This window comes from Glycomyces arizonensis DSM 44726 (genome assembly GCF_000482705.1).
In the GTDB taxonomy this organism is placed as follows: domain Bacteria; phylum Actinomycetota; class Actinomycetes; order Mycobacteriales; family Micromonosporaceae; genus Glycomyces; species Glycomyces arizonensis.
Genome location: NZ_AXWO01000008.1, coordinates 65,434 through 90,488 on the forward strand (window position 1 = coordinate 65,434; position 25,055 = coordinate 90,488).

The window sequence follows — 25,055 nt, forward strand, 5'->3', positions numbered from 1 at the left end:
GTCGGCGTTGAGGCCACATGCTACTGCAGACCTTCTCGCGTTTCGTCCATCAATTCCAATAGGGATTGACGGGCGGGGTGGCGCCGAGTCCGGGCAGGTCGTCGGTGCGGCGCGATACGGTACGGGCATGATCGACAGTAGGGGCACGATCGACCACCGCCGGATACTGCACTTCCGCATGAACGCCCAGCAGCTCACTCGGGACAAGGGCTCGGTGGAGGACACCGCCGTGCTCGACTTCGGGGTGCAGGACACCGGCACCGACGGCGCCCGCTGGGCGCTGGCGCTGCGCGGCGCGGACGTCGCGGACGAGGACGCGCTGGTACTGCTGTGGACCGTTCGGGGAGCGCCCCACCTGTACCGGCGCGGCGACACCGGGCGCGTGGCGGCGGCCGTCGAGCCGTACTCGGAGGCCGACGCCGCCAAGCGGGTCTTCGACGCGTCCAAGCCGCTCAAGGCAGCGGGCATCGGCGTCGTGGAGGCGCTGGACGAGGTCGCCTCGCGGATGCGGTCCATTGTCACCGAGCCGATGGTCAAGGGCGAGCTGTCGGGTCGGCTTTCCGCGGAGCTGCCGGATCCGTACCTGCGGTTCTGCAGGCCGTGCGACGCGACCCACATATACGAGCTGCCGTTCCGGCTGGCCGCGCTGCGGGCGGGGCTGGAGCTGGAGCCTGGCACGTCGCCGCCGGTGCTGCGGCCCATCCCCGGTTTCGCCGCGGCGGCGGCCGAGGAACGGTTCGACCTGGTCCGCTCGTATCTGCGGCTGCTCGGCCCGGCCACGCCGAAGCACGTGGCCGAGTTCCTGGACTCGCCGGTCAAGGAGGTGAAGGCGCACTGGCCCGAGGACGCGGTCGAGGTGAGCGTCGACGGCGAGGTCCGGTGGCTCCTGGCCGAGGACGAGGCGGCGCTGCGCTCGGCCGAGGCGGAGGGCACGCGGCTGCTCGGCCCGTACGATCTGTTCCTCCAGGCCAGGGACCGGGCCACGCTGGTGCCGGACAAGGCGCGGGCGAAGGAGCTGTGGCCCGTCCTCGGGCGCCCGGGAGCGGTCCTGGTCGACGGGGAGATCGCGGGTGTGTGGCGTCCGCGCAAGTCGGGCAAGCGGTTCAACGTGGCGGTCCGCCCGTGGGGCGCGATGTCGGCCGCCGTGCGCGAGGCCGTCGCGGCGCAGGCCGAGCGCCTCGCCGCTCATCGGGGCATTGCATTGACCGGGGTCGATTTTGAGTCGGATTGATCCCCAGGTCGACGCCGCTCCGTGAGCGTTTATGTACGGAATTGCCCCTTTAATCTTTAAAGAAACCATGCTAATCTCTTCCGAATTCCAGCCCTCTGCAGTGTTTTGGGGGCTTTCCTTGGAGGTTCTCGATGGTTTCACGAAGAACACTGATCACCGCCACCGCGGCCACCGGCGCCGCGGCCGCCAGCGTCCCCTGGTGGCTGCGGAGCGTCGGACCCGACGCCTCGGCCGCCCCGGCCACCTGCGAACTCGCCCTCGTCAATGACACTGACGCCGCCGTCAACGCCTACGTGACCGGCATCGAGTTCGGCACCGGCCGCTTCATGCTGCTGCGATCGAGCGGCGGCCCCTACTACCTCGAGGAGCCGCCCGGGCCGGTCACGCCGCTCCCCGTGGACGCCTCGATCCCGCTCGGCGCGCCCGGATCCGGGCCGCGGGTCCTGACGCTGCCCCGGATGTACGGCGCCCGCATCTACTTCGTCCGCGAGGACACCCTCGACTTCTACGTCAACCCCGGCCCGGCGCTCGTCCAACCGGCGCTGCACAACACCGCCGACACGAACTACGGCAAGATCGTCTCGTTCTGCGAGTTCACCTTCAACGACGTGCAGCTGTTCGCCAACATCAGCTACGTCGACCTCGTGACGGCCCTGCCGATCGGGCTCCGCCTCGAAGGCGACGGCGACCGCACCGTCGCGCCCCTGCCCGCGGGCGCGGTCGACGCGATCGCCGCCGAGCTCACCGGGCAGGCCGAGACCGACGGGCAGCCGTGGGACCGCCTGGTCATGCGCGGCGACGACGGACGGATCCTGCGGGTGATGTCGCCGCAGAACGTCATGGCGCCCTACTTCGGACAGCCGGACATGCCGTTCGCCGGCTACTGGGACCCCTACGTCGACGAGGTCTGGGAGCACTACCGCACCACCGACCTGCGCGTGGACCTCCAGGGCGGGCGCGGGGTGCTCACCGGCCGGATCGAGGGCGACGTGCTCGCCTTCGAGGACGGCTCGACGTTCGCCAGGCCCGGCGCCAGGGACGTCTTCACCTGCAACCACGGGCCGTTCGCCAACGTCCCCTCGGACTCCGAGGCGAAGAAGGGCCTGCTCGCGCGGCTGGCCGCCGCGTGCAACCGCAGCACCCTCCACAGCCACGCCGACCAGCCGAACGGCGCGGGCGTCGAGGAGTTCTACCTCCACCCGGTCACCAACCACTATGCTCGGGCCGTCCACGAGAACGCGCCGATCGGCTACGCGTTCCCCTACGACGACGTCACCCCCGACGGCGCGCCGGACCAGTCCGGGGCGGCCGCCGACGGCAACCCGAGGCGCTTGACGGTCACCGTCAGCTGACAGGAGCGCGGGGCCGCGGGCGATCCGGCGGCCCCGCCGCCGGTTCGGGGTTGCGCTTCGGGGCGGCTCGCGGAATGATCAATGTGGCGCCACCCCTTCGGCGGCCGCCTCCCGTCACCACCGAACTCCGAAGGCCCCCATGACCGATCGCACCCCTCAAGCGCTGCCGCGCGTCGCCCGCCTGCCGCTGGCCGTCGCCGTCGTCGTCCTGACCGCCGCCTACGCGGCGACCGCCTCCCAATACGACTACCACCGCGACGAGCTGTACTTCCGGATGCTCGACCCCGCGTGGGGCTACGTCGACCAGCCGCCGCTCACGCCGCTGCTGGCGCACGCGTCCATCGCGGTGTTCGGCGACACGCTGTGGGCCCTCAGGATCCCGGCGATGCTGTGCATGGTCGGGATCCTGTGGCTGGCCGTCCTCATCACGCGCGAGTTCGGCGGCGGCCGACGCGCGCAGGCCGTGTGCGCCGGGGGCCTGGCCTTCGCCGGGGTCCTGCTCTTCGCAGGGCACGTACTCGCCACGGTCAGCGTCGATGTCCTGGTGTGGACGGCGGTGCTGCTGTTCGTCGTCCGCGCGCTGCACCGCGGCGAGCCGCGCTGGTGGCTCGCCGCCGGGGCCGTGACCGGCGTCGGCCTCTACAACAAGCACTTGGTGGTGCTGCTGCTCATCAGCCTCGCCGTCGCGATCCTCGCGGTCGGCCCGAGGAGCGTCCTGCGCTCGGGATGGCTGTGGGCGGGCGTCGGCCTGGCGCTGGTCATCGGCTCGCCGAACCTGATCTACCAGGCGCTCAACGATTGGCCGCAGCTGGAGATGGCGTCGGCCATCGCCGAGACGGAGGCGTCCGCCAAGGTCGAGGTCCTGCTGTTCCAGCCGCTGCTCTTGACACTGATGACGCCGATCTGGATCGCGGGCATCGTCGCGCTGCTGCGCCGCCCGCAGTGGCGCGCGGCGCGCGCCCTCGCGGTGGCCTACCCGGTGCTGCTGGTCATCGTCCTCGTCGCGGGCGGCCAGATGTACTACCCGATGGGCCTGGTGGTCGCCCTGTTCGCGATCGGATGCGTCCCGACCGCCGAATGGATGCGGCGCGCCAGGTGGAGGAACTGGACCGTGATCGCCGCCGTGGCCGTGAACTCGGCCGTCTCGGCGGTCATCGCGCTGCCGCTGCTCCCGGTCGGCGAGCTCGGCGAGACGCCGCTGCCCGACATCAACTCCTCGCTGCCCGACCAGATCGGCTGGCAGACGTACGTGGAGCAGATCGGCGAGGTCTACCGCTCGCTCCCGGAGGCCGAGGCCGCCTCGGCGGTCGTGCTCACCTCCAACTACGGCGAGGCCGGGGCGGTCGACCGCTACGGCGACGAGTGGGGCCTGCCCGAGGTCTACAGCGGGCAGAACCACCTGCGCCACTACGGGCCGCCGGAGGAGAGCGCGACGGTCGTGATCACCGTGGGGATACCGCTGCAGCGCATCGAGGGCCTCTTCGAGAGCTGCGAGGCCGCCGCGACGCTGGACAACGGGGTCGGCGTCGACAACGAGGAGCAGGGCCGGACCGTCGGCGTCTGCCGCGGCCCGCTGGAGTCCTGGAACGACCTCTGGCCGCACTTCCTGCATTACGACTGAACCCATCACAGACGGCGCCGCCCGCGGCGGCGGGTAGCATCGCCTGCCATGGACACGAGCACGGACATTGCGATGATCGCCGTCCCGCACGGGCGGGTGACCTTGTCGGACCGGCGCACCGAGCGCCGCTGGTCGGTCGAGGTCGAGGCGTGTCTGCTCGGCGAGCACCCGGTGACGCAGGCGCAGTACGCGTCCGTCACCGGCGAGCGGCCGAGCGCCGTGCGCGGCGACCGGTTGCCGGTCACGAACGTCTCGTGGTGGGACGCGGTCCGGTACTGCAACGCCCTGTCCGAGCGCGAGGGGTTCGCGCCGGTCTACCGGTTGGGCGAGGCCGCTGGGCGGGACGACACCGCGGAGCAGAACGGCACTGTGGAGCGGGACGCCGCCGCCGACGGGTACCGGCTGCCGGGCGAGGCCGAGTGGGAGCACGCCTGCCGGGCGGGCACGACCGGCCCGCGGTACGGGGAGCTCGACGAGATCGCCTGGTACCGGGGCAACTCCGGCGAGCGGATCCACGAGGCGGGCGGCAGGCGGCCGAACCGGTGGGGCCTGCACGACATGCTCGGGAACGTCTGGGAGTGGTGCTGGGAGCTGTACGACCCGGAGGTCTACGGCACGTACCGGGTGCTGCGCGGCGGCGGTTGGTTCGACGAGCACTGGAGCTGCAGGGCCTCGGTGCGGCGGCGCAGCATGTCGACGTTCCGGATCGACGACTTGGGGTTCCGCCTCGCGCGGTCGCCGCGGCGCGGGTGAGGCCCGGCGGTCCGCGGGGGGCTCACGACTTCCAGAACTTGGCTCCCTCGCGGGCCAGGAACATGCGCTCATGGAGCTTGAGGCGCTGCTCGTAGGCGTAGCCGAGGCGGAGGCAGGGGGGTTCGGAGTCCACTCTGAACACGTGGCCGAGCCATTCCCGCGGCTCGCCGTCCTCGAGCTCCCAGAGTTCGACGATCCGGTCGCCGGGGGACACGGTCATCCTGATGCGGACACCACTGAGTTCGAGGTCCTGAGTGCGCACCCAGTCGGCTGGGTCTGGGTAGCCCGTGGGCGGTCCCTGTTCACTCGGTCGGCTCATGTCCGGACCAGCCAATCCCTGCATTGATGACATTCCGGTCTTCATCATCGCAGACCACTGTATGCACGCAAGTGGCGCACAGCGTGATACCGGGCCGTGCGAGTACAGGATAGACGCACGGTCGAATCGGCCCGAAGCGACCTGGCATGTGTTCGGACTCATAGGTGATCGGTAACTGTATGCGGTTGCCCCGGCGGCAGCGGCGCGCATCGGGCCGGATACTGGGGGGCATGAAACTCAGCCGTCCGATCTCGTGGTTCCTGCTCCTGTTCGGCGTCTGGTCGTGGTTCGTGTGGATCACTTTTGCAAAGAATCTGTTCGAGGACGCGAGCGGCCTCGCGTTCGACGCCGGGGAGCCGACGGGCTACTTCTGGGTGCACCTGGTCCTGACCGTGGTCTCGTTCGCATCGGGAACGGCGATCGGCGTCATCGGCCTGCGGGGGCTCCGCGCCCTCCGCAGGTCCGATCGGGACTGACGGCCGCTCGGGAGACGGGCGCCGTCACCTGGCGTGGAGCTCCCTTCGGATGCGGTGGATCCGCACGGCCTGCTCGACGCGGTCGAGCATCGCCGCGGCCCCGTCGGCCGAGCGCAGCAGCGCGGCGAAGGCGGCGTGGGCGTCGGCGTCGGGCGTCGACACCGCCGCCGACAGCTTCGCGGTCACGGTCTCGACCGTGTCGTCGGGCTCGACCACGGCGCCCAGGCCCAGGTCGGCGATGCGAGCGGCGTTGCCGCGCTGCTCCTCGGAGTGCGGCATGAACACCACGGGCGTGGCGCTCAGCAGCGCCTCCATCATGGAGGCATGGCCGCCGTGCACGACCGCGGCCGTCGCCCGGGCCGTGAGGTCGGCCGCGTCGTGGCGGAAGGCCGCGATGTCGATCTCGGCGCCCGCCGCCGCGGCCTCGACTTCCAGGGCGAGGACGTCGGCGGCGGGGCCCTCGACGCCGAGGGTGACGGCCATCGGCACGCCCAGCCCGCGGGCGGCGGTCACGGCCCGCAGCAGGTCCTTGTCGCCCGCGCCGCTGCCGCCGAGGGTGATGTGCAGGAGCGGGTCCCGGTCGGCGGCGGGCGGGCCGGTGCGCAGCCGCTCGGCGGCGAGCGGCCCGATGTGGCGGATCTCGGCGACCAGACCGGAGACGAGGCCCGCCGTCTCGCCGGGCACGCCGGACAGCGGGTCCAGCAGCGGGAGGTCGGGCACGAGCATGACGTCGCCGAGGGCCTTGCGGGCGTGGAACCTGCCGACGCCGAGCTGTTCGAGGGTCGCGAGGATCTCGGGCAGGACGGCGTGCATCGGGTGGCGGAACAGGCGGAGGTTGTGGCAGGTGAAGCTCGGCAGGTCGCGCATGGAGGCGGCCACCGAGGCGGTGTTGCGCATGTCGCTGACCACGGCGTCGGGCCCGAAGTCGTCGATGGCGCGCAGTTCGTCCCGCAGCGAGTCCCTGATGTATTCGGGGCTGGCGAGCCGCTCACGGGCGAAGGCGCGCAGCTGGGCGACGTCGTTCATGCCGCGCCAGGCGGGGGCGGGGCCGATCTCGTCGATCCCGATCCAGGGCAGTCCGGCCTTGAGGACGAGCTCGCGAGCCTCGGCGTGGACGGCGACGGCGACCTCGTGGCCGGCCTCGGCGAACCGCTCGGCGGCGGTCCGCATCCGCGAGATGTGGCCGAGGCTCGAACGGCTGAAGGCGACGAACAGCACCCGCATCGGGCGATCGTGATCGTTCATGAGCTCACTTTCTTCAGGGGCGGTGGGGCCGGGGCACGAGCCGCCGCGATCAGTTCTCAGTGGACTGATGGCGTGCGCCGTGGCCGGTCCCTTCCAGACGCGCACGATGCCGCACTCAGATCGGCATCGTGGATCACCATAGTAGGGAAGCGCTCCCAACGGAATTCGCCTCCTGTGCACAATGGCATTCAGGGATTCAAATGTGACCCTGTGTTATGGTTCCGCCCAATGGCAGTGAGGCACTGTTCCAGCAGTTCATCAAGGAAGTGCGAGCACGAAACAGCACTACTGTGATAGTCACCACAGAGCCATGATCGTCAATTTCCTCGGTGCGCTGCGCGAGCACGGCGCCAGCGTTCAAACGAGGTGCGGTTCAGTCCAGGATCGACTCGACCGCGCCGAGGACGGCGGCGAGTTCGCCCCTGTCCGCCGCGTCGCAGGCGAAGTCGATCCCCCGCAGGGCCGCCCAGGCCCTGACGCGCTCGACCTCGGCGCCCAGATCCTCGGCGACGGCACGGACCGACTCGGCCCCGCCGAGCGGGCCGTGCAGCGCCTGCTTGAACACGAGGAAGCCGCCGTCGAAGGCCCGCTCGGCCACGTACGGCTTGGGGTCGATCAGCAGCCACGGCTCGCGGCGGGCGGAGACGATGTTGCCCAGGTGGGTGTCGCGGTTGGCGATGCCCTCCTCCAGCGGGATGCGGAGCTCCGCGCACCACGCGGCCGCGCGCTTGGCCCACTCGCGGCCGAGCCTGTCCAGCAGCGCCGCCGCCGGGTCGGCGAACCGCGCCTCCCAGGCCGCGAGCATGTCGGCCGCCTTCGGGTAGGCCGGGTACTCCCCCGGCGGGGCCGGCGCGCGCCAGAGCCTGCGATACAGGCCGCAGGCGATCGCCACGCGCTCGCGCGCCGCGGCGCGCTCGCCGAGGCCGGGGAACTCGCGCTCCAGCAGCGGCGCGCCCGGTTCGGCGCGTTCGAGCAGCATCGCCCCGGTGGCCGCGTCGTACTCGCGGAGCTCGACGGCGCCGTCGCCGCCGTAGGCGCGCAGCGCGGTCGGCTCGGCCAGGTTCTCGGCGTCGCGGTAGATCACCTTCAGCACGGCGGGAGTGCCGTCGGCGCGTTCGACGGGCAGCACGTAGGAGTGCGATCCGCCTTCGAACGGCGGGCCCGTCCGGCGCAGCGCCCAGTCCCGCATCAGGCGGTCGACGGTCCCGGGGACGCTCGCGAGCCAGCGATCGCCGGCGTCGGCGTGCCAGCCGTGGACGGCGCGGCGGACGCCTTCGGGAAAGGGGTCGAAGCGCATCGGCCAAGTATCGGCGCGGCGGTACCGGGACGCAAGCGGCTTGAAAGATGAGTGAACCTGCTTACGCAGTGTTGCAGGTCACTCCTGTTCGGGCGCGGCCAGTGTCGCGACGGCCTCGTCGATCGGCGTGTCGCCGCCCACCAGTTCGAGGGTGCGGCAGCTCAGCACGGGCGTCTCAAGGAGCGCGGCGAGCACCGCGGCCACGTCGGTGCGGGTGACCTCGCCGCCGCCCACCGACTCGGCCAGCGTGACCGCCCCGGTCGGCGCGTCGTCGGTCAGGCGGCCGGGACGCACGATGACCCAGTCGAGGTCGCGCGAGCGGAGGTCGTCCTCGGCCTTGGTCTTGGCCTCGATGTAGGCGGCCCAGGCGTCGTCGCGCCCGGGGTCGGGCTCCCGCCCGGCGCCCATGCTGGAGATCTGGAGGAAGCGGCCGACCCCGGCCTGCTCGGCCGCGTCGGCCATGAGGACCGACGCCGCCCGGTCGACGGTGTCCTTTCTGGCCGTTCCGCTGCCCGGTCCGGCACCGGCTGCGAAGACGACGGCATCGACGCCTTCGAGCAGTCCGGAGACGTGCTCGACGTCGGCCCGCTCCAGGTCGAGGACGATCGGCCGCCCGCCGATCGCCGTGATGTCGTCGGCGTGGTCGGGGTTGCGGATCAGGCCCGTGACCGCGTCTCCCCTGGCGGCCAGGATCTCGGTCAGGCGCAGGGCGATCTTTCCGTGTCCTCCGGCGATGACGATGTGCATACCGGAAGCCTAACCGCCTCGGCGCCGCGTCGAAGCGATCGGCCGGAATCCGACATTCGGGCGGTCGGCGGCCGGGGCGCCGCGGTTCAGGCTCCCTCCCGCGGTGGCGCGTCGAGTTCGACGAGGATCGATTCGATCGCCTGCGCCACACCGTCCTCGGCGCACGAGGCGGTGCGGTGGGTGGCCGCGGCGGCCGCCTCGGGGTGCGCGTCCGCGACGGCGTACGAGCGGCCCGCCCAGGCCAGCATCGACGCGTCGGTGGGCATGTCGCCGAAGGCGGCCACCGATTCGGGGCCGATGCCGCGCTCGGCGCACCACGCGGCGAGCGCGGTGCCTTTGGTGGCGGCGTGCGCGCTGTATTCGATCTCGGGATAGCTGCCCCAGTGCCACATCCGCACGCCGGGCGCCTCGATGCCCTGGGCCCGCTCCACCAGGGACGGGCCGTCGAGTCCGGGGGCGCGGACGGTGAGCACGGCGACCGCGTCGACGCCGTCGAACAGGTCGGCGGCCGGGTCGACGAAGGTCCACGGGTCGTGCAGCACGACGTGCTCGCTGAACTGTCGCGATTGGGCTATCTGGCCTTCTCCGGTCTCGATCGCGAAGATCGCTCCGGGGATCGCCTCTCGCAGTCGACGCTGAATCTCGCGTGCCGTCGTGGGCGGGATCGGGTGGCGGAAATCGGTGGCCTGGGTCGCGAAGTCGTAGTGGATGGCGCCGTTGCAGCAGATCGCGGCGTCGATCGACGCGGCGAGGCCGGGGTCGCGGTGGACGCCCCGCGGCGCTCGGGCGGTCACCGCGACGATGCGGGCGCCGCGCTCGCGCGCCGCGATCAGCGCCTTCCGGTTCCGTTCGGACAGTCGGCCCCTGTCGAGGAGGGTGCCGTCGAGGTCGGTGGCGATCACCTTGAGCTCTTGCACGCCTCGAGTATCTGGGAGGCTCCCTCCCGCGGGCAATGTTGTTTTCAGCGCCCGGCGACGCGGCGGACGACGGCCAGGAGGTACTCCTCTCGGTCGAGCGGGTTGTGGTCGTACCTGGCGCGGCTCGGGACCGCGCCGCTCACCGGCTCGTAGCGCTCGAAGGCGCTCTCGGCGACGCCTTCGCCGCCGGTCAGCGAGGGCAGCCGCTGCCCGAGCGCGTGGACGGACGCGGCCGGGACGGTGCCCTCCAAGGTGCATTCGGCGCCGCGCGGCCGCGGTGCCTCGGGCACGGCCCTGAGCTTCGCGAGCGCGGCCAGGACCGGCCCGAGCGCATCGGAGGGCAGGTCGAGGCGGAACCGGTGGATCGGCTCGTGCACCGCCGTCCCCGCTTGGCGCAGGGCGTCCATCAGCACCAGCGGCACCAGGCCGCGGAAGTCGCCCGCGGTGGTGGACATGCTCTTGTCGAACCCGCCGTGCGCGGTGCTCTGCCTGGCCCAGTACCCCGAGTGCGTCATGGTGACGGCGCAGTCGCGGACCTGCCAACCGCGCAGGCCCTGCGCGAGGGTCTCGTGGACGGTCTCCTCCACGGCCTTGAAGAACGCGAACGGCATCGAGCCGAGTTCGACGCCGAGGCGGAAGTCGACGCCCGAGCCGACCGGGGCCGGGTCGACGCGCAGCCCGACCGTGGCCAGGAACGGGTTGGCGTCCTTGGCGATGTACTCGACGGCCTCGCCCGAGCCGGTCGGCCGCTCGACGCAGATCACGGTGGACTCGCGGAAGTCCACGGCGAGCCCGAACTGGTCGGCGAGGGTCGCGGCGATGACCTCCTTCTGGACCTCGCCGTACAGCGAGAGCGAGAGTTCTGACCGGCGCTCGTCGTGGCGCAGGCCGATGAGCGGGTCGGCCTCGGCGAGCTGGGTGAGCGCCAGGTGCAGCGCGCCCTTGTCGGCCTCGCGGGAGGGGGCGACGACGGTCTCCAGTGTGGGCGGCGAGAAGTGCTCGGCCCGTGCCTTGGGAGCGAGGCCGATCGGGTCGCCGATCTGCGCGTCGAGTCCCCATAGCTTCGCGATCCGTCCGGCACCGACCGAGCCGCTGCGGTGGTCGGTGCCCTGGTCGAAGACGTTGACGGCGGTGACCTTGCCTTCCCTGCCGCTGCCGAAGGGCAGGCGGTCGCGGACGCGGATCGTGCCGGAGAAGAGGCGGGCGTAGGCGATCTTGTCCCCCGCCGGGCCGCGTTCGACCTTGAAGACGGTGCCCGAGACGGGGCCGGCCGGGTCGCCTTCGGCGGCGGGCAGGAGGTGGCGGATGCCCTCGGCGAGGCCGTCGACACCTTCGCCGGTGATGGCCGAGCCGAAGTGGACGGGGAAGACCCGTGCCCGGCCGGTCTGGGCGATGAGCTCGGTGCGGAGGCGCTCGGGCGTGGCCGCGCGCTCGTCGCGGACGCAGTCGGCGAGGAAGGCGTCGTCGTGTCCGGTGAGGAGGTCGGTCAGCTCGGCCTCGAACGCCTCGCCGGAGCGGGGAATCGAGCGGACGCGGGCGCGCGGGCCGGGGATGCGATCCACGGTGTCCATGGCGATCGTCGCGGGGTCGAGCTTCTCGGCGAGTTCGCGCAGGAGGTCGCTGTACCGCGCGCCGGTGCGGTCGATCTTGTTGACGAAGACGAGCGTCGGGATGCGCAGGCGCCGCAGCGCGCGCATGAGGACGCGGGTCTGGGCCTGGACGCCCTCGACGGCGGAGACGACGAGGACCGCGCCGTCGAGCACGCTGAGCGCCCGTTCGACCTCGGCGATGAAGTCGGGGTGGCCGGGCGTGTCGATGAGGTTGACGGCGGTGCCGTCCAGCTCGAAGGAGACCACGGCGGCCTTGATGGTGATGCCGCGGCGGCGTTCGAGGTCGAGCGAGTCGGTCCGCGTGCTGCCGTCGTCGACGCTGCCGACCGCGTCGAGGACTCCCGCTTCGTAGAGGAGCCGCTCGGTCAGGCTGGTCTTACCGGCGTCGACATGGGCGAGGATGCCGAGGTTGAGTGTGCGCACGTACGGTCATGTCCTTTGATTCGACGATGGGTCCCTTCTGGTTGGACATGAACGTTGCGCGCATTTCGGACTCCCTTGTTCGTGCGTTCGGGAGTAGTGCAGCAGACCGGCGGCGGGGCCGCAATCGATTTTCCGCCTCAGGCGGCGGCCCGGGAGCGGTCGATGATCGCCTCGATGACGCGGGCGACGCCGTCATCGGCGTTGGAGGCGGCCGTGTCGGTGGCGGCGGCGGCCGCCTCGGGGTGGGCGCCCTCGACGGCGTAGGAGCGGGCGGCCCAGGAGAGCATGGGGACGTCGTTGGGCATGTCCCCGAAGGCGACCACGTCCTCGGCGCCGAAGCCGCGCTCGGCGCACCAGGCCTCCAGGCCGGTGGCCTTGTTGGCGCCGGGGGCGTTGAAGTCGAGCATCCCGAAGTCGCCCCAGTGGCACATGTCGAGGTCGGCGAGGTCGGCTCCGGCGACGGCGCGGACCATCTCCTCGGAGTGGAGGTCCGGGTCGTAGACCTTGATCTTGACGATGGTCTCGACGCTGTCGAGCATCTCCTCGACCGAGTCGACGAACGCCCAGTGGGACATGTCGGCGACGATGTGCTCGTAGTGCCGCCGGTTGCCGACGATGCCGATCCCGGTCTCGACGGCGAGGGACGCGCCGGGCAGCGCCTCGGCGAGGACCGCGCAGACGGCGCGGGCCGCCGCGGGGTCGATGGCGCGCGAGATGCGCATGCGTCCTTCGGCGGGCTCGTAGAAGACCGCGCCGTTGGCGCAGATGGCGGTGTCGAGAAGGGGGACGAGTTCGGGGAGCCGGTCGACGCCGTAGGGGGTGCGGGCGGTGACCGCGACGACGGCGAGGCCGTGCTCGCGCGCGGCCGCCAGGGCCTTCCGCGTCCGGTCGGACAGTCCGCCTTGGGGGTCGAGGAGCGTGCCGTCCAGATCGGAGGCGATCACCTGTGGGGTCTGCACGCCTCAAGTATCGCCTCCGCATCCCGTGCGGGCAAGCGCGGAAGGCTACGCCTTGCCGAAGGCGCGCCCGGCGGCGTGGAAGAGGCCCATCAGGAGCACGCCGAGCGCGATGGCGGCGCCTCCCGCGACCGGTGCGCCGCCGAGGTCGGCGGCGGCCAGGAGCAGCACGCCGACGCCGATCGAGCTCCATCCGGCGAGGAGGTTGGCGACCGGCCCCGAGCCGAAGACCATCGGATAGCGCTCGTTGACGATGCCCCGGAAGAAGTGCGGGATGCCGTTGGCGAGGAACAGGCCCGCGAGGAATCCGAGGGCGATTGCCTGAATCATGTCGTCTCCGTTGTGTAGTGGGGGTTCAGCGGCCCGCAGAGAGGCCGCGGACGGCGAGGTCGACCAGTTGGCGCAGCCGCTCGCGCATCTGGTCGTGCGTGGCGCGGGACCGGGCGATGCCGATCATGGCGTCGATGAGGAGCGCGGCCGCGTCGGCGGTCGGCATGGATTCGTCGAAGGGGCCGAGGTCGTCGGCCGAGGCGAGCACGGCTTCGACGACGGCGGCGTAGCGGGCCTCGGTCTCGGCGATGACGTCGGCGGCGATCGAACCGGCCTCCAGGGCCAGCTCGTTGCGGTAGTCGGCCTCGACGGTGCCCGCGACGAAGTCGAGCTTGACACCGAGCGCGCTGCGGAGCCGCTCGGCGGTGGTCGCGCCGTGCGCCGCCGCGGCCTCGGCCGCCCGCACCGTTTCGTCGCCGACGCGGGCGGCGACGGCGCGGTAGACCGCGGCCTTGCCGTCGAAGTACTGGTAGACCGCGGGCCGCGAGACACCCGCCGCTTGGGCGATGAGGTCCATGGTGGTCTTGCGGTAGCCGTAGCGGCCGAACACCGGCGCGGCGGCGGCCGCGATGGCGTCCTTGGTGACGGCGGATCGACTCGACATACTGACATTATTAATTTATTTTGTCAGTTTGTCAAGTCCCGCTGCTGCGCCTCGGTTGTCGGAGCCCGCGCGTACGGTGGCGCGGTCCGATCTCGACGATGAGGAGCCGCATGGCCGCCTACGACCTCAAACGCGAACTCAAGGCGCTGTACGCGCCGAGGAACACCGGCTGGGAACTGGTGGACGTGCCCGAGCAGCGGTTCATCGCGGTGGACGGACGAGGCGATCCCAACACCTCCGAGGCGTACGCCCGCGCCGTCGAGGCGCTCTACGCCGTCGCGTACACGCTCAAGTTCGCCGCCAAGCGCGACGGCGCGGACTTCGTGGTGGCGCCGCTCGAAGGGCTCTGGTGGTCGGACTCGCCCGAGGACTTCGTCACCCGCGACAAGGGGTCGTGGCAGTGGACGATGATGATCTGCCAGCCCGCTCACGTGAGCGCCGAGGCGATCGAGGACGCGAAAACGGCCGCACTGGCGAAGAGGGGACTGCCCGCCGTCGAGCGGGTGCGGCATCGGGCCCTCCACGAGGGCCGGTGCGCGCAGGTGCTGCACGTCGGCTCCTACGACGACGAGGGGCCGATCCTCGCCGAGCTCCACGAGCGCTACATGCCGGACAACGGCTTCCGGTTCAACGGCCACCACCACGAGATCTACCTCAGCGACCCGCGCAAGACCGAGGCCGCGAGACTGAGGACGGTCCTGCGGCAGCCGGTCGCGGACGCGTAGCGCCGCCGGCGCGCAGGCGGATCTACAATCCGAGTGTGATGTTCGGGCGGTGCCCGGCGAGCGCCTCGATCCGCGACGGAAGGACGAACAGGATCGTGCGGGAGCCGACCGTCCGACGCACCCCGAGCAGTGAGAGGGGGTGAGCCGCATGACCGGAACCCTCCTGCGTCCCGGCGACGAAGTCGCCGCAGTCGTCACCGCTGTGAAGCCGTTCGGAGTCCTCGTCGAGTCCCGCGGCGTGCCCGGTCTCGTCCGCGGTGTGAGCACCGCGGTCGGTGAGACCGTGCGCGTGCGCGTGGTCGAGTACGACCGAGCCGAATCGCGATTCCACGGCACCGCCGTCTGACAAGGGGGTCGGCCCCCGATCCGCGCGGATCGGGGGCCGACCCGTGCGAAGGACCGGCCCGCCCCGCCGCTCAGCGGCCGCGCAGGCGGCGGTGCGCGGCGAAGGCGTCCGGCACGCGGCGGTCGTGCCCCTTGAAGAAGTCGATGTCCGCGATCTCGTCCCAGGTGACCCAGCGGTACTCGGACGCCTCGAGTTCGGCGAGCCGGATCGGCTGCTCCGGGTCGGTCATCCGGGCCGAGAAGGACATGATCAGCGGGAAGCGGGCGTCCCCGCCGGAGCCGACGTCGCGCTTGTCGAAGGGCCGCTCCAAGCCGGTGAGCGTGACGTCCAGACCGGTCTCCTCGAACGCCTCGCGCACGGCCGCCAGGCCGACGGTCTCGCCGACCTCGGAGCCGCCGCCGGGCACGGCCCACTGTCCGGTGTCGGTGCGGCGGATCAGCAGCAGGCGGTCCCGGTCGTCGAAGATCGCCGCGTCCGCGCCGGTCGAGGCAGGCTCGGCGGCCAGATCGCCGCAATCGATGCGGTCGTATGCGAGACCGGTCTCGACGGTGTTCGCGCACATGGCAACGACGCGCTCGTGGCGCTCGAGGTTGTAAATGCTCTCCGCGGCGGCGACGCCCTCCTTGCCGATGCGGGCGACCTCGCCCAAGACCGCGCTCACCGCTGACGAGACCGGCAGCGGGGGCTCGGCCTTGACGACCGCGCTCGCCGCCGGAGGCAGCGCTTCGATGGGACCGTTCAGGTCCGGGTCGCTCGGCGCGAGGCGGCGGGCCGCCTCGGAGGCGGTGAGCGGCGTCGCGGCCTCGTAGACGAGCAGGAAGGTGTGCGGGCACGGCAGCCCGGCCAGGTCGGTGTCGGCGATGCCGAGCACGTCGGTGGGCGCCTCGGTCTCCAGGGCCTCGGCGAGGTCGTTCAGGCGGCGTCCGAGCGACTCGCCGCTGCGGGACAGGCGGCGGCGCTGGACCAGTTGTCCGCCGTCCGCGCAGCGGATCCGGAACTCCGTGGCGGGCAGCGGGCTCCGCAAGACCTTGTCGGCCTCGAAGATCGCCTCGATCTCGGCGAGCGGCCGGTGGTCGACCTCCGCCATGAGGGCCGCCGCGTGGCGGCGCAGCAGGCGCAGCCGCGCCAGCTCGGCGTCGCCGCCGCCCCAGAACAGGCCGTTCGTCGCCTCGGCCCGCAGTTTCCCGGCCAGCCTGGCCAGGCCCACTGCCGCGTTCTCGTCCGCCATCGCGCTCCCTCGGTCGTCGCATCAGGGCTCCCGAGAGTACCGGCGGCCCCCGAGTGGGGACAAAGGCCGCCGGTACGTTCTCAGACGGTCCGCTGCCCCACCGCCGCGCGGGCGAGGTTCAGTGCCTCCTGTGTGGAGGCGATCAGGGCCTGGTCGCCGATCTTCGTGCGCACCTTCAGGACCTCCTGGAGCACCTCGGCCGCGAGCTTGGGCTTGCGGGCGTCGATGAGGTGCTTGCCGTAGTGCTGCATGGCGAAGTGGAGGACTTCGGGGCACGACGACTTGGCGGTCTCGATGGCGCGCGTGTAGTGGGGTTCGGCGCCGGCCAGGTCGCCGCCGTAGCGGTGGGCGTCGCCGAGGTTGATCAGCGTGGCCACCGTCTGACGGGGCGTGGTGGCGCGGGACAGGGCTCGTCCCAGGACCTTCCTGGCGCCTCGGTGGTCGCCGAGGGCGACCAGGCCGACGCCGGTCTGGCGCAGTTCGGGCTGGGCCAGCCCGGCCTCGCGTGCCAGCTCGTACTCGACGAGACGGCGCAGTTTCTCGGGCTCGGTCGCGTACATGCGGCCGTCGTTGCCGGTCGCGATCAACTCGGCTATTTGATGTTGCACTGCCGACATCACTCTTCCTCGATTTCAGGCGAGCGGGTCTCAGGGCGGCGACGGGGGCGCTGCCGCCCAGTTGATCGGAAGTGTAACGCTGCGGGCGGCGGTGCCTCCTCCTCCGTTCCGGCGGGACCGGTTCAGTTCCGGCGCAGGACGAGGCCGTGGTATTCGAGTTCGGTGTAGTCGGGTTCGCGGGCGACGACGTCGAGCACCTCGAAGCGCTCGGCGGCGACCGCGCTGATCGTCTCGACGGTCATCAGGGAGAAGAAGCGCTTCGGCTCGTACCGGTCGTCGGGCCAGACCCCTTCGGAGTCCTTGCCGCCGTACTGTCCCCAGTAGAACAGGCCGCCCGGGGCGAGGACCCGCCGCACCTCGTCCAGGATGCCGGGGAGTTCGGCGCGCGGGACGTGCAGGAGGGTGTTCATGCCGAACACGGCGTCGAAGGAGGCGTCGCCGAAGGCGAGCTCGTTGAAGTCCATCACCTCGGCGGTGAGGCCCTTGGCGCGGCAGTAGCCGATCATCTCCGGCGAGAGGTCGATGCAGGTGACCGCGTAGCCCTCGTCGGCGAAGTGGCGGCCGCTCACGCCGTGGCCGGCGCCGATCTCCAGGAGGGTCGAGGAGCCGGCCTCGCGCAGGTGCTCGGCGAAGCGGGCGCGCTCGTGCTGCTTCCACAGGTGGTCTTCCATGTGCTCGCGCGCTTCGGCCTTGGCGTCGTAGGTCTTCCGGAGGTCCTCTTTGAGCGCTTCGTAGTCCATGGGAGCCATCGTTCCACGCTGGTGCGACAGGCCGGGTGCGGCAGGGCGGGGCCGCGGGGTCGGCGCATGGGCCCGCACCGGGCCCGCGAAGATCCCGAAGCGGCGGCCCGGGCCGCGGGGTCAGCATGGCCCGTGATCCTGTGCCGGTCGCGGCAAGGGCCCGGCACGTGGCCCTCGCCATGGGCCGCCGGACGCCGCTCGCAAAGGCCCGGGTCGCGGGGCGGGCACCGTATGCGAGACTGAATCGCGTTTACTCCAATGCCCCGGGAGAGGACACGCCATGCGCCGCATCGCCAGCTGGGTCCGGCCGGTCAACGCCATGATGTCGCCCGCGCTCGCGCGGGCCGCGAACGACCCCGATCGGGCCTTCGAACGGCTGCTCCGCCGGGCCGAGCGGGCCGCGGGCGCCGACGCGAGCGGCGACGAGGCGTTCACCGAGGACTTCCGCGGTCTGCTGCGGCGCTTCGCCGACGTCGGCACCATCTCCTACCTGGGATGGACGGCCACGACCGCCGAATTGCAGATGCGCCTCGAGAACCGGCTGCGGATCCGCCGCCGCATCGCCGAGGCCCCCGCGATCGCCGACGAGCCGATCGACCGGCCGATCGTGGTGGTGGGCCTGCCGCGGACGGCGACCACACTGGCGCACAAGGTGATCGCCGCGCCGGAAGGCAACCGCGCGCCCTTGATGTGGGAGTTCCGCGCCACCGACCGGGCCGACGTCGACCCCGGGCTGCGGCGCAAGCGCCTCAAGCAGGCGCAGCGGGTCTCCTCGGCGGTCAAGTACGTCGCGCCGGTGTGGCAGACGATCCACCCCAATAGCGCCGAGACGCCCGAGGAGTGCGTGCTGGCGCTCCCCCACGGCCTCCACTGGCTGACCCGCTTCCGCCTGCCGGGCTACCGCGAGTGGCTCGCCGAGCGCGACTTCACGCCGGACTACGCCTACCTCAAGGAGTTCCTCCAGGTGCTCCAGCACGGCGACCGGCCCAGGCGCTGGGTCCTGAAGTCGCCGTTCCACATGTACAACCTGGGCGCGCTGATGCGCGTCTTCCCGGACGCGACGATCATGTGGACGCACCGCGACCCGCAGACCGTCATGGGCTCGTGGTGCTCGCTGGTGGAGACCGGGATGGCGATGTGCAACCGCTCCTACGACCCGCGTCAGATCGGCTCGGACTGGCTCCAGACCCTCTCGTGGATGGTCGACCAGGGGCGGGACCAGCGGCTCCAGGTCCCGCCGGAGCGGATGGTCGACGTCTCGTACCACCAGCTGACGGCCGACCCGTACGGGCAGCTGCCGAAGATCTTCGAGCGGCTCGGCCTGGAGTGGACGCCCCGCGAGGAGGGCAACCTCGAGTCGGTCCTGGCCAGGCCGGGCATGCGGCGGAACCACGAGTACTCGCTCGCCAGGTACGGGCTGGACCCGGACATGGTGGAGGAGGCCTTCGGCGACTACGGCCGCATGGTCACCACCATGCGTTAGTGCCTGGTCGGGAGCTCCGGGCGACGCGGGGGACGCGGAAAGGTGTCTTTTCTGTCGCGCTCCAGTCATTCGGGTTGACTTCGCCCCCGCTCGGTGCTGCTCTTGAAGAGTCGAACGAGTACCTGGAGGTGCAGGATGCAACGCAGTCACTCGACACCGGTCTCACGTGCCGGCGCTCTGGCCGCCCTCGGCGGTTCCATGCTGGTCGTGGCCTCGATGTTCATGCCGTGGGTCGACCGCGGGTCCTCCAGATCGCTCGACTACTGGCATATCAGCGGCGTCGACGGCTTCGCCGGGGACCAGGGCACGTGGCGGATGTCGGTGGTGCTGATACCGCTGCTGGTGCTGTGGTGCGCCCTGTACTTCGTGTGGCGGTCCAACGAGAGCCGCCTGGCGTGGGCGTTCGGCGGCTTCTCCGGCGCGATGATGCTGTACGGCGGTGATCTGCGGATCAGCAGCGACCTCCCGTCCGGTTCGGGCGGCGCGGGCGAGCTGGTGGCGGCCGTCGGCCTCCTCCTGCTGCTGCTCGGGTGCGCTTTTGCCGTGGCGGGCAACGTCGCCGAGCCGAACCGCACGGCGACGCCGGCCAAGGGCCGCTGAGCGCCGCCGCTCAGGCCGACTCGCGGACCACGAGCTCGGTCGCCAGGACCACCGGCTCCACGGGCTCGTCGTCGAGCAGGGCGGTGAGCAGCCGCACCGTCTCCTCGGCGACGGTCGCCAGCGGCTGGCGCACCGTCGTCAGCGCCGGGCGGACGGCGGTGGCGATGGCCGAGTCGTCGAAGCCGCCCACGGCCACGTCGTCGGGCACGCGGCGCCCGGCCCGGTGCAGCGCCTGGAGCGCTCCGGCGGCCATGAGGTCCGAGGCGACGAACACCGCGTCGAGGTCCGGGACGGTCTCCAGGAGCCGCCGCATGGCCTCCTCGCCGCCGGACTGCGTGTAGTCGCCGTGGACGATCAGCTGCTTGGTGGCCCGGCGGCCCAGGACGCCGGTGAAGCCCTCCAGGCGGAGCGAGCCGCCGGGGGTGTCGAGCGGGCCGGTGATCATGCCGATCCGGCGCCGCCCCCGACTCGCGAGGTACTCGGTCATGGCCCGGGCGCCGTCGCGGTCGTCGGCCGCCGCGTAGGGGATGACGCTCTCGCGACCCAGCACCGCGCCGCAGGCGACGGCGGGGACGTCCGAGCGCTCGATGGCCTCCAGCAGCGGGTCGCCCGCGTGGGTGGAGACCAGCAGCGCCCCGTCGGCGTGGCCGCCTCGCAGGTAGCGGGCCACGCGGTCGCGGTCGCCGTCGTCGCCCGCGACCATGAGCACGAGCGACATGTCGCGGTCGGCGAGCTTGCCGGTGGCCACGCGCATGAGCACGCTGAAGTTCGGGTCCTCGAACAGCCGCTCCTGCGGCTCGGACAGCACCATGACGATCGAGCCGGTGCGGCTGGTCTTCAGGCTGCGGGCGGCGCGGTTGACGACGTACCCGGTCTCGGCCACCGCCCTGCGCACCGCCGTCTCGGCGGCCAGTGAGACGTTGCCCTGCCCGTTGAGGACGCGGGACACCGTGCCTCTCGAGACGCCCGAGGCCGCCGCGACGTCGTGGATCGTCGGTCGTTTCCGTGCCACTTCCTCAACACTCCCTTGTCCTTATGAGCCATTATCCCCGCCCGCCGGGCCGCGGGGAGGCCACCTGGACCGCCGTCGAGGGCAACGGCCGGGACCCGGCCGACCCGTCGAGCGGCAACGCCTGGGAGGACCGGGCGCTGTTCGACTTCGACAGTCGGGCGCTGCCGGGACTGAAGACCCTCGGCGAGTCCTAGATTCTATAGACTATAAGCTATAGGATTCCATCATTCGTCGATGGAGGGCCGCGGAGCGCTCTCGCTTCGCGTCCCGCGGGTTCAGCCGGTGGCGAGTTTGGCGGCGAAGGCGATCATGACCGCGCCCACCAGGCCGTTCCCGGCGGCCGCGAGGCGACGGCGTTCGCGGAAGAGGCGCGCGAAGCGGTCCCCGGCGACGATGAGCGTCGACAGGTACGCCACCGAGCACGTCTGGAGGATCACGTACAGGACCAGGTAGCTCAGCACCGGCCACTGGTAGTCGGGATCGGTGAACTGGACGAAGAACGCCACGAAGAAGAGGATGGCCTTGGGGTTGAGCAGGCTCGCCACGAGCGCGCGCACGTACGGGCGCTCGCCGCGCACCGGCGCGGGGGCGGCGTGCGCGGCGCCGGTCTCGGCCGGGGCGCCCCGCCTGGCCGCCCTCCAGGTCTTCCAGCCCGCCACGAGCAGCCCGGAGGCGAGATAGGCGAGGTAGGCCACCCCCGCCCAGCGGACCGCGTTGTAGAGGATCGGGGAGGCCGCGAACACCGAGGCGAGGCCCGCGGCCGAGGCGACCATGAGGACCGAGTCACCGCAGAACACGCCCGCGGCCGCCGCGAACCCGGCCCGGCGCCCGCGTCTGGAGGCCACCGACAGCACGTACAGCGAGTTGGGGCCGGGCAGCAGGATGATCAGGACGGTGGCGGCGATGTAGGTCCACAGGTCGACGGTGCCGAACATGGGCGGGTCCGATTCTCTGGCGGGCGGCTCGGGAAGGGGGTGGCGCGACGGCGCGTTCGCGCCGCCGCTGAGCCAGCTTACGGCCGCCCGGCGGCGCCCGCCAACCGCGATACGTGCCGCGGTGATGTCACGGCCAGCGCGGCACCTCCTGGCACGGGTGCAGGTCCGCATCATCCTCGGCGTGCGAGTTGACCTGGGCCACTTCGGTGCCGAAGACCATGTAGTCGTGGACCTCGGTGAGGACCGCGGGGTCCTCGGACAGGCCCTGGTCCTTCGCGGCGGCGTCGAACAGGTCGATAAAGCGCTGCCGCTGTTCGTCGGTGATGGCGAGGCCCCGGTGCGCGGCGAGGAGGGTGGCGAAGCCGCCCAGCTCGTCGGTGTAGCGCGAGGCGCCGCCGAAGACCTCGGACAGGAAGGCGGTCAGGTGGTCGACGTGGTGAGCGGCGCCCTCACCGAACAGCGGTTGGAGGAGCGGGTCGATCAGGACCGAGGCGTAGAAGGCCTCGACGGTGCGGCGGATGCCCGCCTCGCCGCCGAGCCGCTCGTACATGGTGGTGGTTTCCGTATCGGTCATCGGGGTTTCCTTCCACGATGGGACCCGTTGGCGGCCAATCGGTCCGCCGATCCGACTGTATCCGATCAGATCGCCTGGTACGCGTCGTAGAGGCTCGCCAGGCGCCCGTGCAGCTCGTCGAGTTCGGCTTCGGAGACGCTGCGGCTGTCCTCGAACGAGAAGATCTCGGGCAGGTGCCACAGGATGGTGTCGTGGTCGATCTTCCCGCCGATGAAGGGCCTGGCGGCGCGGATGAGCGGCGGCAGGGGCGGGTCGGCGGGCCTGCGGCGGACGGAGTCGTAGACGCACAGCGTCCGCGTCCCGTCCTCGCCGGTCTCGACCGCGCACGGGTAGATGGCGTTCTCGTCGGTGGGCGGGGACATCAGGACGTAGACGGTGCCGGTGTCCGCGTCGCGTATGGGGCGGTTGTGCGGCAGGCACCTGAGCAGCGCCCACAGCCGGGCTACGGCATCGCGGCGGTTCTTGGAGTAAGCGCCGAAACGCCAGAGGATGAACGCTCTGCGGGCCTTGGTCAGCAACATCGTCATCACGGTACGGGCCGCCGCGGCGGGTCGTGTAGTCCAGTGCGGCGGGGGCGCTGCGCGGTTCCCTCGAACGGGGGAGGCGGCCCCCACCGCGGCGCGAGGCGGCGGGCGGCCGGAGCGCGGACAGCGGCGGGCGACGCCGCCGGAGCGAGGCGGCCCGAGCGGAGGAGTCCGCTATGGAGCCGCGGCGCCGAGCGGTCGACGGGCCCGGCGCCCGGCCCGGTCAGCTCTCGTCGAGCTTCGGGAAGACGAGCTCGCGGATGATGAGGCGGATAGCGGCGTAGAACGGGATCGCGAGGATGACGCCCACGACGCCGAACAGGGCCGCTCCGATGAGGACGCTGACGATCGAGGCGAGGTCGGAGACCTTGACCGCGCTGCGCATGACCGTCGGGTAGATGAGCCAGTTCTCCAGCTGCTGGTAGGCCAGGAAGAAGATCACCGAGATCAGCGCGGTCGTCGGCGAGACGGTCAGGGCCACCAGCGTGACGATGATCGCGCCGATGGTGGCGCCGATCTGCGGGACGAGGTCGCTGACGGCGACCACGACGGCCAGGATCGCGGCGTAGGGGATGCCGACGATGGCCATGAAGATCCATGAGGAGGCCCCGGCGACGAGTGCGATCGCCAGCGCGCCGATGAGGTAGGCGCCGACCTGCTGGAGGATCTGGTCGAGCAGGTCGGCGGCCCGGTCGCGTTTGGAGGCGGCGACGAGGCGCAGGGCGCCGCCGCGGATGCGGTCGTAACCGCCGAGGATGAACAGCGCCAGGATGACGCAGGTGGTGAACCAGCCGATCGCGCCCGCGGCCGTGGCGACGCCGCCGAGGAAGCCGCCGAGCGCGTTGGAGATGTTCTCGCCGGTCAGGAACGACTGGGCCTGTTCGAGGATCTTCGTCTCGCCGCCGAAGCGCTCCAGCAGTGAGCTGGACATGAGGTCTTCCCAGTAGCCGGGGGCGGCCTCGATGAACTCGCCGCCCTCGCGCACGACGATCGGGATGATGAGGCCGATGCCGCCGCAGACCAGCAGGACCAGGCCGAGGATCAGGATCGTCACGGCCAGCCAGCGGGACAGGCCCCGCCTGGTCATCAGCGTGACCGGCCGGTTCATGCCGATCGCGAGGAACCCGGCCACGACCAGGACGATGAGCAGGGTGCGCAGCTCGGTGACCGCCCACACGAGGGCGGCGGCGAGCGCGAACCCCACGCCGAGCAGGATGCCCGCCGACAAGGGCGGGGTCTGGGAGAGACTCCTGCGGGTGGGCAGCCCTGCCATGTCCGAACCTCCGGCTCGATGGGTTCCGGTGATGTGAGCAGGTTACCGGGCGCGCCCCACCGGGTGGGGCGCGGCGCCGCTAGCGGAGCGGATCGGTGGCGAAGGCGGTCATGCCCTCGGCGAAGCCGGTCTCGGCGCGGAAGCCGATCGCCTCGGCCGCGAGCTCGGGCGAGGCGACGACGTGGCGGACGTCGCCGAGCCGGTACTCGCCGGTGACGACGGGCCTCGGCGCGTCGGTGAAGCCGTCGGCGAGCGCCTCGGCCATGTCGCCGACGCTGTGCGGTTCGCCGCTGGCGACGTTGCAGGCGCCCGTCCAATCGGAGTCGAGGGCGAGGACGTTGGCGCGGGCGACGTCGCGGACGTGGACGAAGTCGCGGGTCTGCGCCCCGTCCTCGAACACGCGCGGCGCCTTGCCGGCCTCCAGGGCGCTGCGGAAGATGCTGGCGACCCCGGCGTACGGGGTGTCGCGGGGCATGTGGGGGCCGTAGACGTTGTGGTAGCGCAGGGCGCACACGTTCGCGCCGGACTCGCGGCCGTACAGGAACGAGAGGTGTTCGGTGTGGACCTTGGTGGCGGCGTAGACGTTGCGCGGGTCGAGCGGCGCGCCCTCGGTCACCGGGGCCCAGGCGAGGTCGGCGCCGCAGTCGGGGCAGCGGGGCTCGAACCGGGCCGCGTCGAGGTCGGCCTCGCGCCGCGCCTCGGCGCGGACGTCGCCGTGGCGCGGGCACCGGTAGCGGCCCTCGCCGTAGACGACCATGGAGGAGGCCACGACGAGGCGGCCGGTGAAGGAGCGGCGCCACAGGGCGCGCAGGAGGTTCGCGGTGCCGCCGTCGTTGTCGGCGACGTAGTCGGCGACGTCGTCGAAGTCGACGCCGAGGCCGACGCGGGCGGCCTGGTGGCACACCGCGTCGACGCCGTCGACGGCGCGGCGCACGGCCGCGTCGTCGGCGAGGTCGCCGACGATGAGCTCGGCCGAGTCCGGGAGGCGCTCGGGCGGCTCCTTGTGGGCGGCGAGGGAGTCGAGGACGACGAGGTCGTCGCCGCGGGCGGCGAGCTGCTCGCAGACGGCACCGCCGATGAATCCGGCGCCGCCGGTCACCAGTACGCGCATGGTTTC

At 71.7% G+C, this 25,055-nt stretch carries 27 protein-coding genes and 1 pseudogene; 10 read left to right on the forward strand and 18 right to left on the reverse strand.

Going from position 1 to position 25,055, the window contains the following annotated elements; translation table 11 throughout:
• Positions 1-127: 127 nt before the first annotated feature.
• The 4 genes from H613_RS0109590 (at position 128) to H613_RS0109605 (ending at position 4,957) form a co-directional block, all read left to right on the forward strand.
• Positions 128-1,231 (forward strand): winged helix DNA-binding domain-containing protein, encoded by a 1,104-nt coding sequence (locus tag H613_RS0109590; protein WP_026923619.1) that lies wholly within the window; start codon positions 128-130, stop codon positions 1,229-1,231.
• Positions 1,232-1,362: 131 nt separating this feature from the next.
• Positions 1,363-2,583 (forward strand): glycoside hydrolase family 64 protein, encoded by a 1,221-nt coding sequence (locus H613_RS0109595; protein WP_026923620.1) that lies wholly within the window; start codon positions 1,363-1,365, stop codon positions 2,581-2,583.
• Between the two features lie 139 nt (positions 2,584-2,722).
• Positions 2,723-4,204 carry a glycosyltransferase family 39 protein gene (locus H613_RS25630; protein ID WP_035737315.1) on the forward strand — a complete coding sequence of 494 codons (1,482 nt, stop codon included), beginning with the start codon at positions 2,723-2,725 and terminating at the stop codon, positions 4,202-4,204.
• 48 nt (positions 4,205-4,252) lie between these two features.
• Entirely contained in the window at positions 4,253-4,957 is a 705-nt protein-coding gene (locus H613_RS0109605; protein WP_026923621.1) for a formylglycine-generating enzyme family protein, read from the forward strand.
• A gap of 22 nt (positions 4,958-4,979) precedes the next feature.
• On the opposite strand, the gene H613_RS0109610 is transcribed toward H613_RS0109605, so the two are convergent.
• Positions 4,980-5,276, reverse strand: coding sequence for a hypothetical protein (locus H613_RS0109610; protein ID WP_156925942.1), 297 nt, complete (start codon positions 5,274-5,276; stop codon positions 4,980-4,982).
• Between the two features lie 230 nt (positions 5,277-5,506).
• On the opposite strand from H613_RS0109610, the gene H613_RS0109615 reads away from it, so the two are divergent.
• Positions 5,507-5,752, forward strand: a complete 246-nt coding sequence (locus H613_RS0109615) for an SCO4848 family membrane protein (protein WP_026923623.1) — start codon at positions 5,507-5,509, stop codon at positions 5,750-5,752.
• 24 nt (positions 5,753-5,776) lie between these two features.
• On the opposite strand, the gene H613_RS0109620 is transcribed toward H613_RS0109615, so the two are convergent.
• The 8 genes from H613_RS0109620 to H613_RS29150 all read right to left on the reverse strand — a co-directional run bounded on the left by H613_RS0109620 (position 5,777) and on the right by H613_RS29150 (position 13,881).
• Entirely contained in the window at positions 5,777-6,997 is a 1,221-nt protein-coding gene (locus H613_RS0109620; protein WP_084546495.1) for a glycosyltransferase, read from the reverse strand.
• 373 nt (positions 6,998-7,370) lie between these two features.
• Entirely contained in the window at positions 7,371-8,294 is a 924-nt protein-coding gene (locus H613_RS25635) for an aminoglycoside phosphotransferase family protein (RefSeq protein WP_051393172.1), read from the reverse strand.
• Positions 8,295-8,372: 78 nt separating this feature from the next.
• Positions 8,373-9,041 (reverse strand): SDR family oxidoreductase, encoded by a 669-nt coding sequence (locus tag H613_RS0109630; protein WP_026923625.1) that lies wholly within the window; start codon positions 9,039-9,041, stop codon positions 8,373-8,375.
• 86 nt (positions 9,042-9,127) lie between these two features.
• A complete protein-coding gene (locus tag H613_RS0109635; RefSeq protein ID WP_051393173.1) occupies positions 9,128-9,958 on the reverse strand; it encodes an HAD family hydrolase in 831 nt (276 codons plus the stop codon).
• Between the two features lie 44 nt (positions 9,959-10,002).
• Positions 10,003-11,991, reverse strand: coding sequence for an elongation factor G (locus tag H613_RS0109640; RefSeq protein ID WP_026923627.1), 1,989 nt, complete (start codon positions 11,989-11,991; stop codon positions 10,003-10,005).
• 137 nt (positions 11,992-12,128) lie between these two features.
• Positions 12,129-12,950, reverse strand: coding sequence for an HAD-IIB family hydrolase (locus tag H613_RS0109645; RefSeq protein WP_084546497.1), 822 nt, complete (start codon positions 12,948-12,950; stop codon positions 12,129-12,131).
• A 45-nt stretch (positions 12,951-12,995) separates the two neighbouring features.
• Positions 12,996-13,277 carry a hypothetical protein gene (locus tag H613_RS29145; protein ID WP_051393174.1) on the reverse strand — a complete coding sequence of 94 codons (282 nt, stop codon included), beginning with the start codon at positions 13,275-13,277 and terminating at the stop codon, positions 12,996-12,998.
• A gap of 25 nt (positions 13,278-13,302) precedes the next feature.
• A complete protein-coding gene (locus H613_RS29150; protein WP_051393175.1) occupies positions 13,303-13,881 on the reverse strand; it encodes a helix-turn-helix domain-containing protein in 579 nt (192 codons plus the stop codon).
• 110 nt (positions 13,882-13,991) lie between these two features.
• Between H613_RS29150 and H613_RS0109660 the strand changes: the two genes are divergently transcribed.
• On the forward strand, positions 13,992-14,606 hold the full coding sequence (locus H613_RS0109660; protein ID WP_026923629.1) for a GyrI-like domain-containing protein: 615 nt from the start codon (positions 13,992-13,994) through the stop codon (positions 14,604-14,606).
• Positions 14,607-14,754: 148 nt separating this feature from the next.
• Entirely contained in the window at positions 14,755-14,952 is a 198-nt protein-coding gene (locus tag H613_RS0109665; RefSeq protein ID WP_026923630.1) for a hypothetical protein, read from the forward strand.
• Between the two features lie 70 nt (positions 14,953-15,022).
• On the opposite strand, the gene H613_RS29155 is transcribed toward H613_RS0109665, so the two are convergent.
• The 3 genes from H613_RS29155 to H613_RS0109680 form a co-directional block, all read right to left on the reverse strand.
• Complete coding sequence (locus tag H613_RS29155; protein ID WP_051393176.1) at positions 15,023-16,180, reverse strand: NUDIX hydrolase; 1,158 nt, start codon at positions 16,178-16,180, stop codon at positions 15,023-15,025.
• A gap of 80 nt (positions 16,181-16,260) precedes the next feature.
• On the reverse strand, positions 16,261-16,797 hold the full coding sequence (locus H613_RS0109675; RefSeq protein ID WP_156925943.1) for a tetratricopeptide repeat protein: 537 nt from the start codon (positions 16,795-16,797) through the stop codon (positions 16,261-16,263).
• 122 nt (positions 16,798-16,919) lie between these two features.
• Positions 16,920-17,537, reverse strand: a complete 618-nt coding sequence (locus H613_RS0109680; protein ID WP_051393177.1) for a class I SAM-dependent methyltransferase — start codon at positions 17,535-17,537, stop codon at positions 16,920-16,922.
• Between the two features lie 280 nt (positions 17,538-17,817).
• Between H613_RS0109680 and H613_RS0109685 the strand changes: the two genes are divergently transcribed.
• Together H613_RS0109685 and H613_RS0109690 are read left to right on the forward strand one after the other, a co-directional pair.
• Positions 17,818-19,020 (forward strand): sulfotransferase family protein, encoded by a 1,203-nt coding sequence (locus tag H613_RS0109685; protein WP_051393178.1) that lies wholly within the window; start codon positions 17,818-17,820, stop codon positions 19,018-19,020.
• A 135-nt stretch (positions 19,021-19,155) separates the two neighbouring features.
• Positions 19,156-19,620, forward strand: a complete 465-nt coding sequence (locus H613_RS0109690) for a hypothetical protein (RefSeq protein WP_026923634.1) — start codon at positions 19,156-19,158, stop codon at positions 19,618-19,620.
• A gap of 10 nt (positions 19,621-19,630) precedes the next feature.
• On the opposite strand, the gene H613_RS0109695 is transcribed toward H613_RS0109690, so the two are convergent.
• Entirely contained in the window at positions 19,631-20,632 is a 1,002-nt protein-coding gene (locus tag H613_RS0109695) for a LacI family DNA-binding transcriptional regulator (protein WP_026923635.1), read from the reverse strand.
• A 41-nt stretch (positions 20,633-20,673) separates the two neighbouring features.
• Between H613_RS0109695 and H613_RS30805 the strand changes: the two are divergent.
• Positions 20,674-20,826: pseudogene (locus tag H613_RS30805) on the forward strand (arabinogalactan endo-1,4-beta-galactosidase); the annotation flags it as partial.
• 81 nt (positions 20,827-20,907) lie between these two features.
• Here H613_RS30805 and leuE read toward each other — a convergent pair.
• The 5 genes from leuE to H613_RS0109725 form a co-directional block, all read right to left on the reverse strand.
• Positions 20,908-21,567 (reverse strand): leucine efflux protein LeuE, encoded by a 660-nt coding sequence (leuE, locus tag H613_RS0109705; protein ID WP_026923636.1) that lies wholly within the window; start codon positions 21,565-21,567, stop codon positions 20,908-20,910.
• A gap of 127 nt (positions 21,568-21,694) precedes the next feature.
• Entirely contained in the window at positions 21,695-22,141 is a 447-nt protein-coding gene (locus H613_RS0109710) for a group II truncated hemoglobin (protein WP_026923637.1), read from the reverse strand.
• 65 nt (positions 22,142-22,206) lie between these two features.
• The gene (locus tag H613_RS0109715; protein WP_156925944.1) at positions 22,207-22,662 is read right to left on the reverse strand and encodes a hypothetical protein; all 456 of its coding nucleotides are present in this window, start codon (positions 22,660-22,662) and stop codon (positions 22,207-22,209) included.
• A gap of 226 nt (positions 22,663-22,888) precedes the next feature.
• The gene (locus H613_RS25650) at positions 22,889-23,938 is read right to left on the reverse strand and encodes an AI-2E family transporter (RefSeq protein WP_084546498.1); all 1,050 of its coding nucleotides are present in this window, start codon (positions 23,936-23,938) and stop codon (positions 22,889-22,891) included.
• 79 nt (positions 23,939-24,017) lie between these two features.
• Complete coding sequence (locus tag H613_RS0109725; RefSeq protein ID WP_026923639.1) at positions 24,018-25,049, reverse strand: NAD-dependent epimerase/dehydratase family protein; 1,032 nt, start codon at positions 25,047-25,049, stop codon at positions 24,018-24,020.
• Positions 25,050-25,055: the final 6 nt, after the last annotated feature.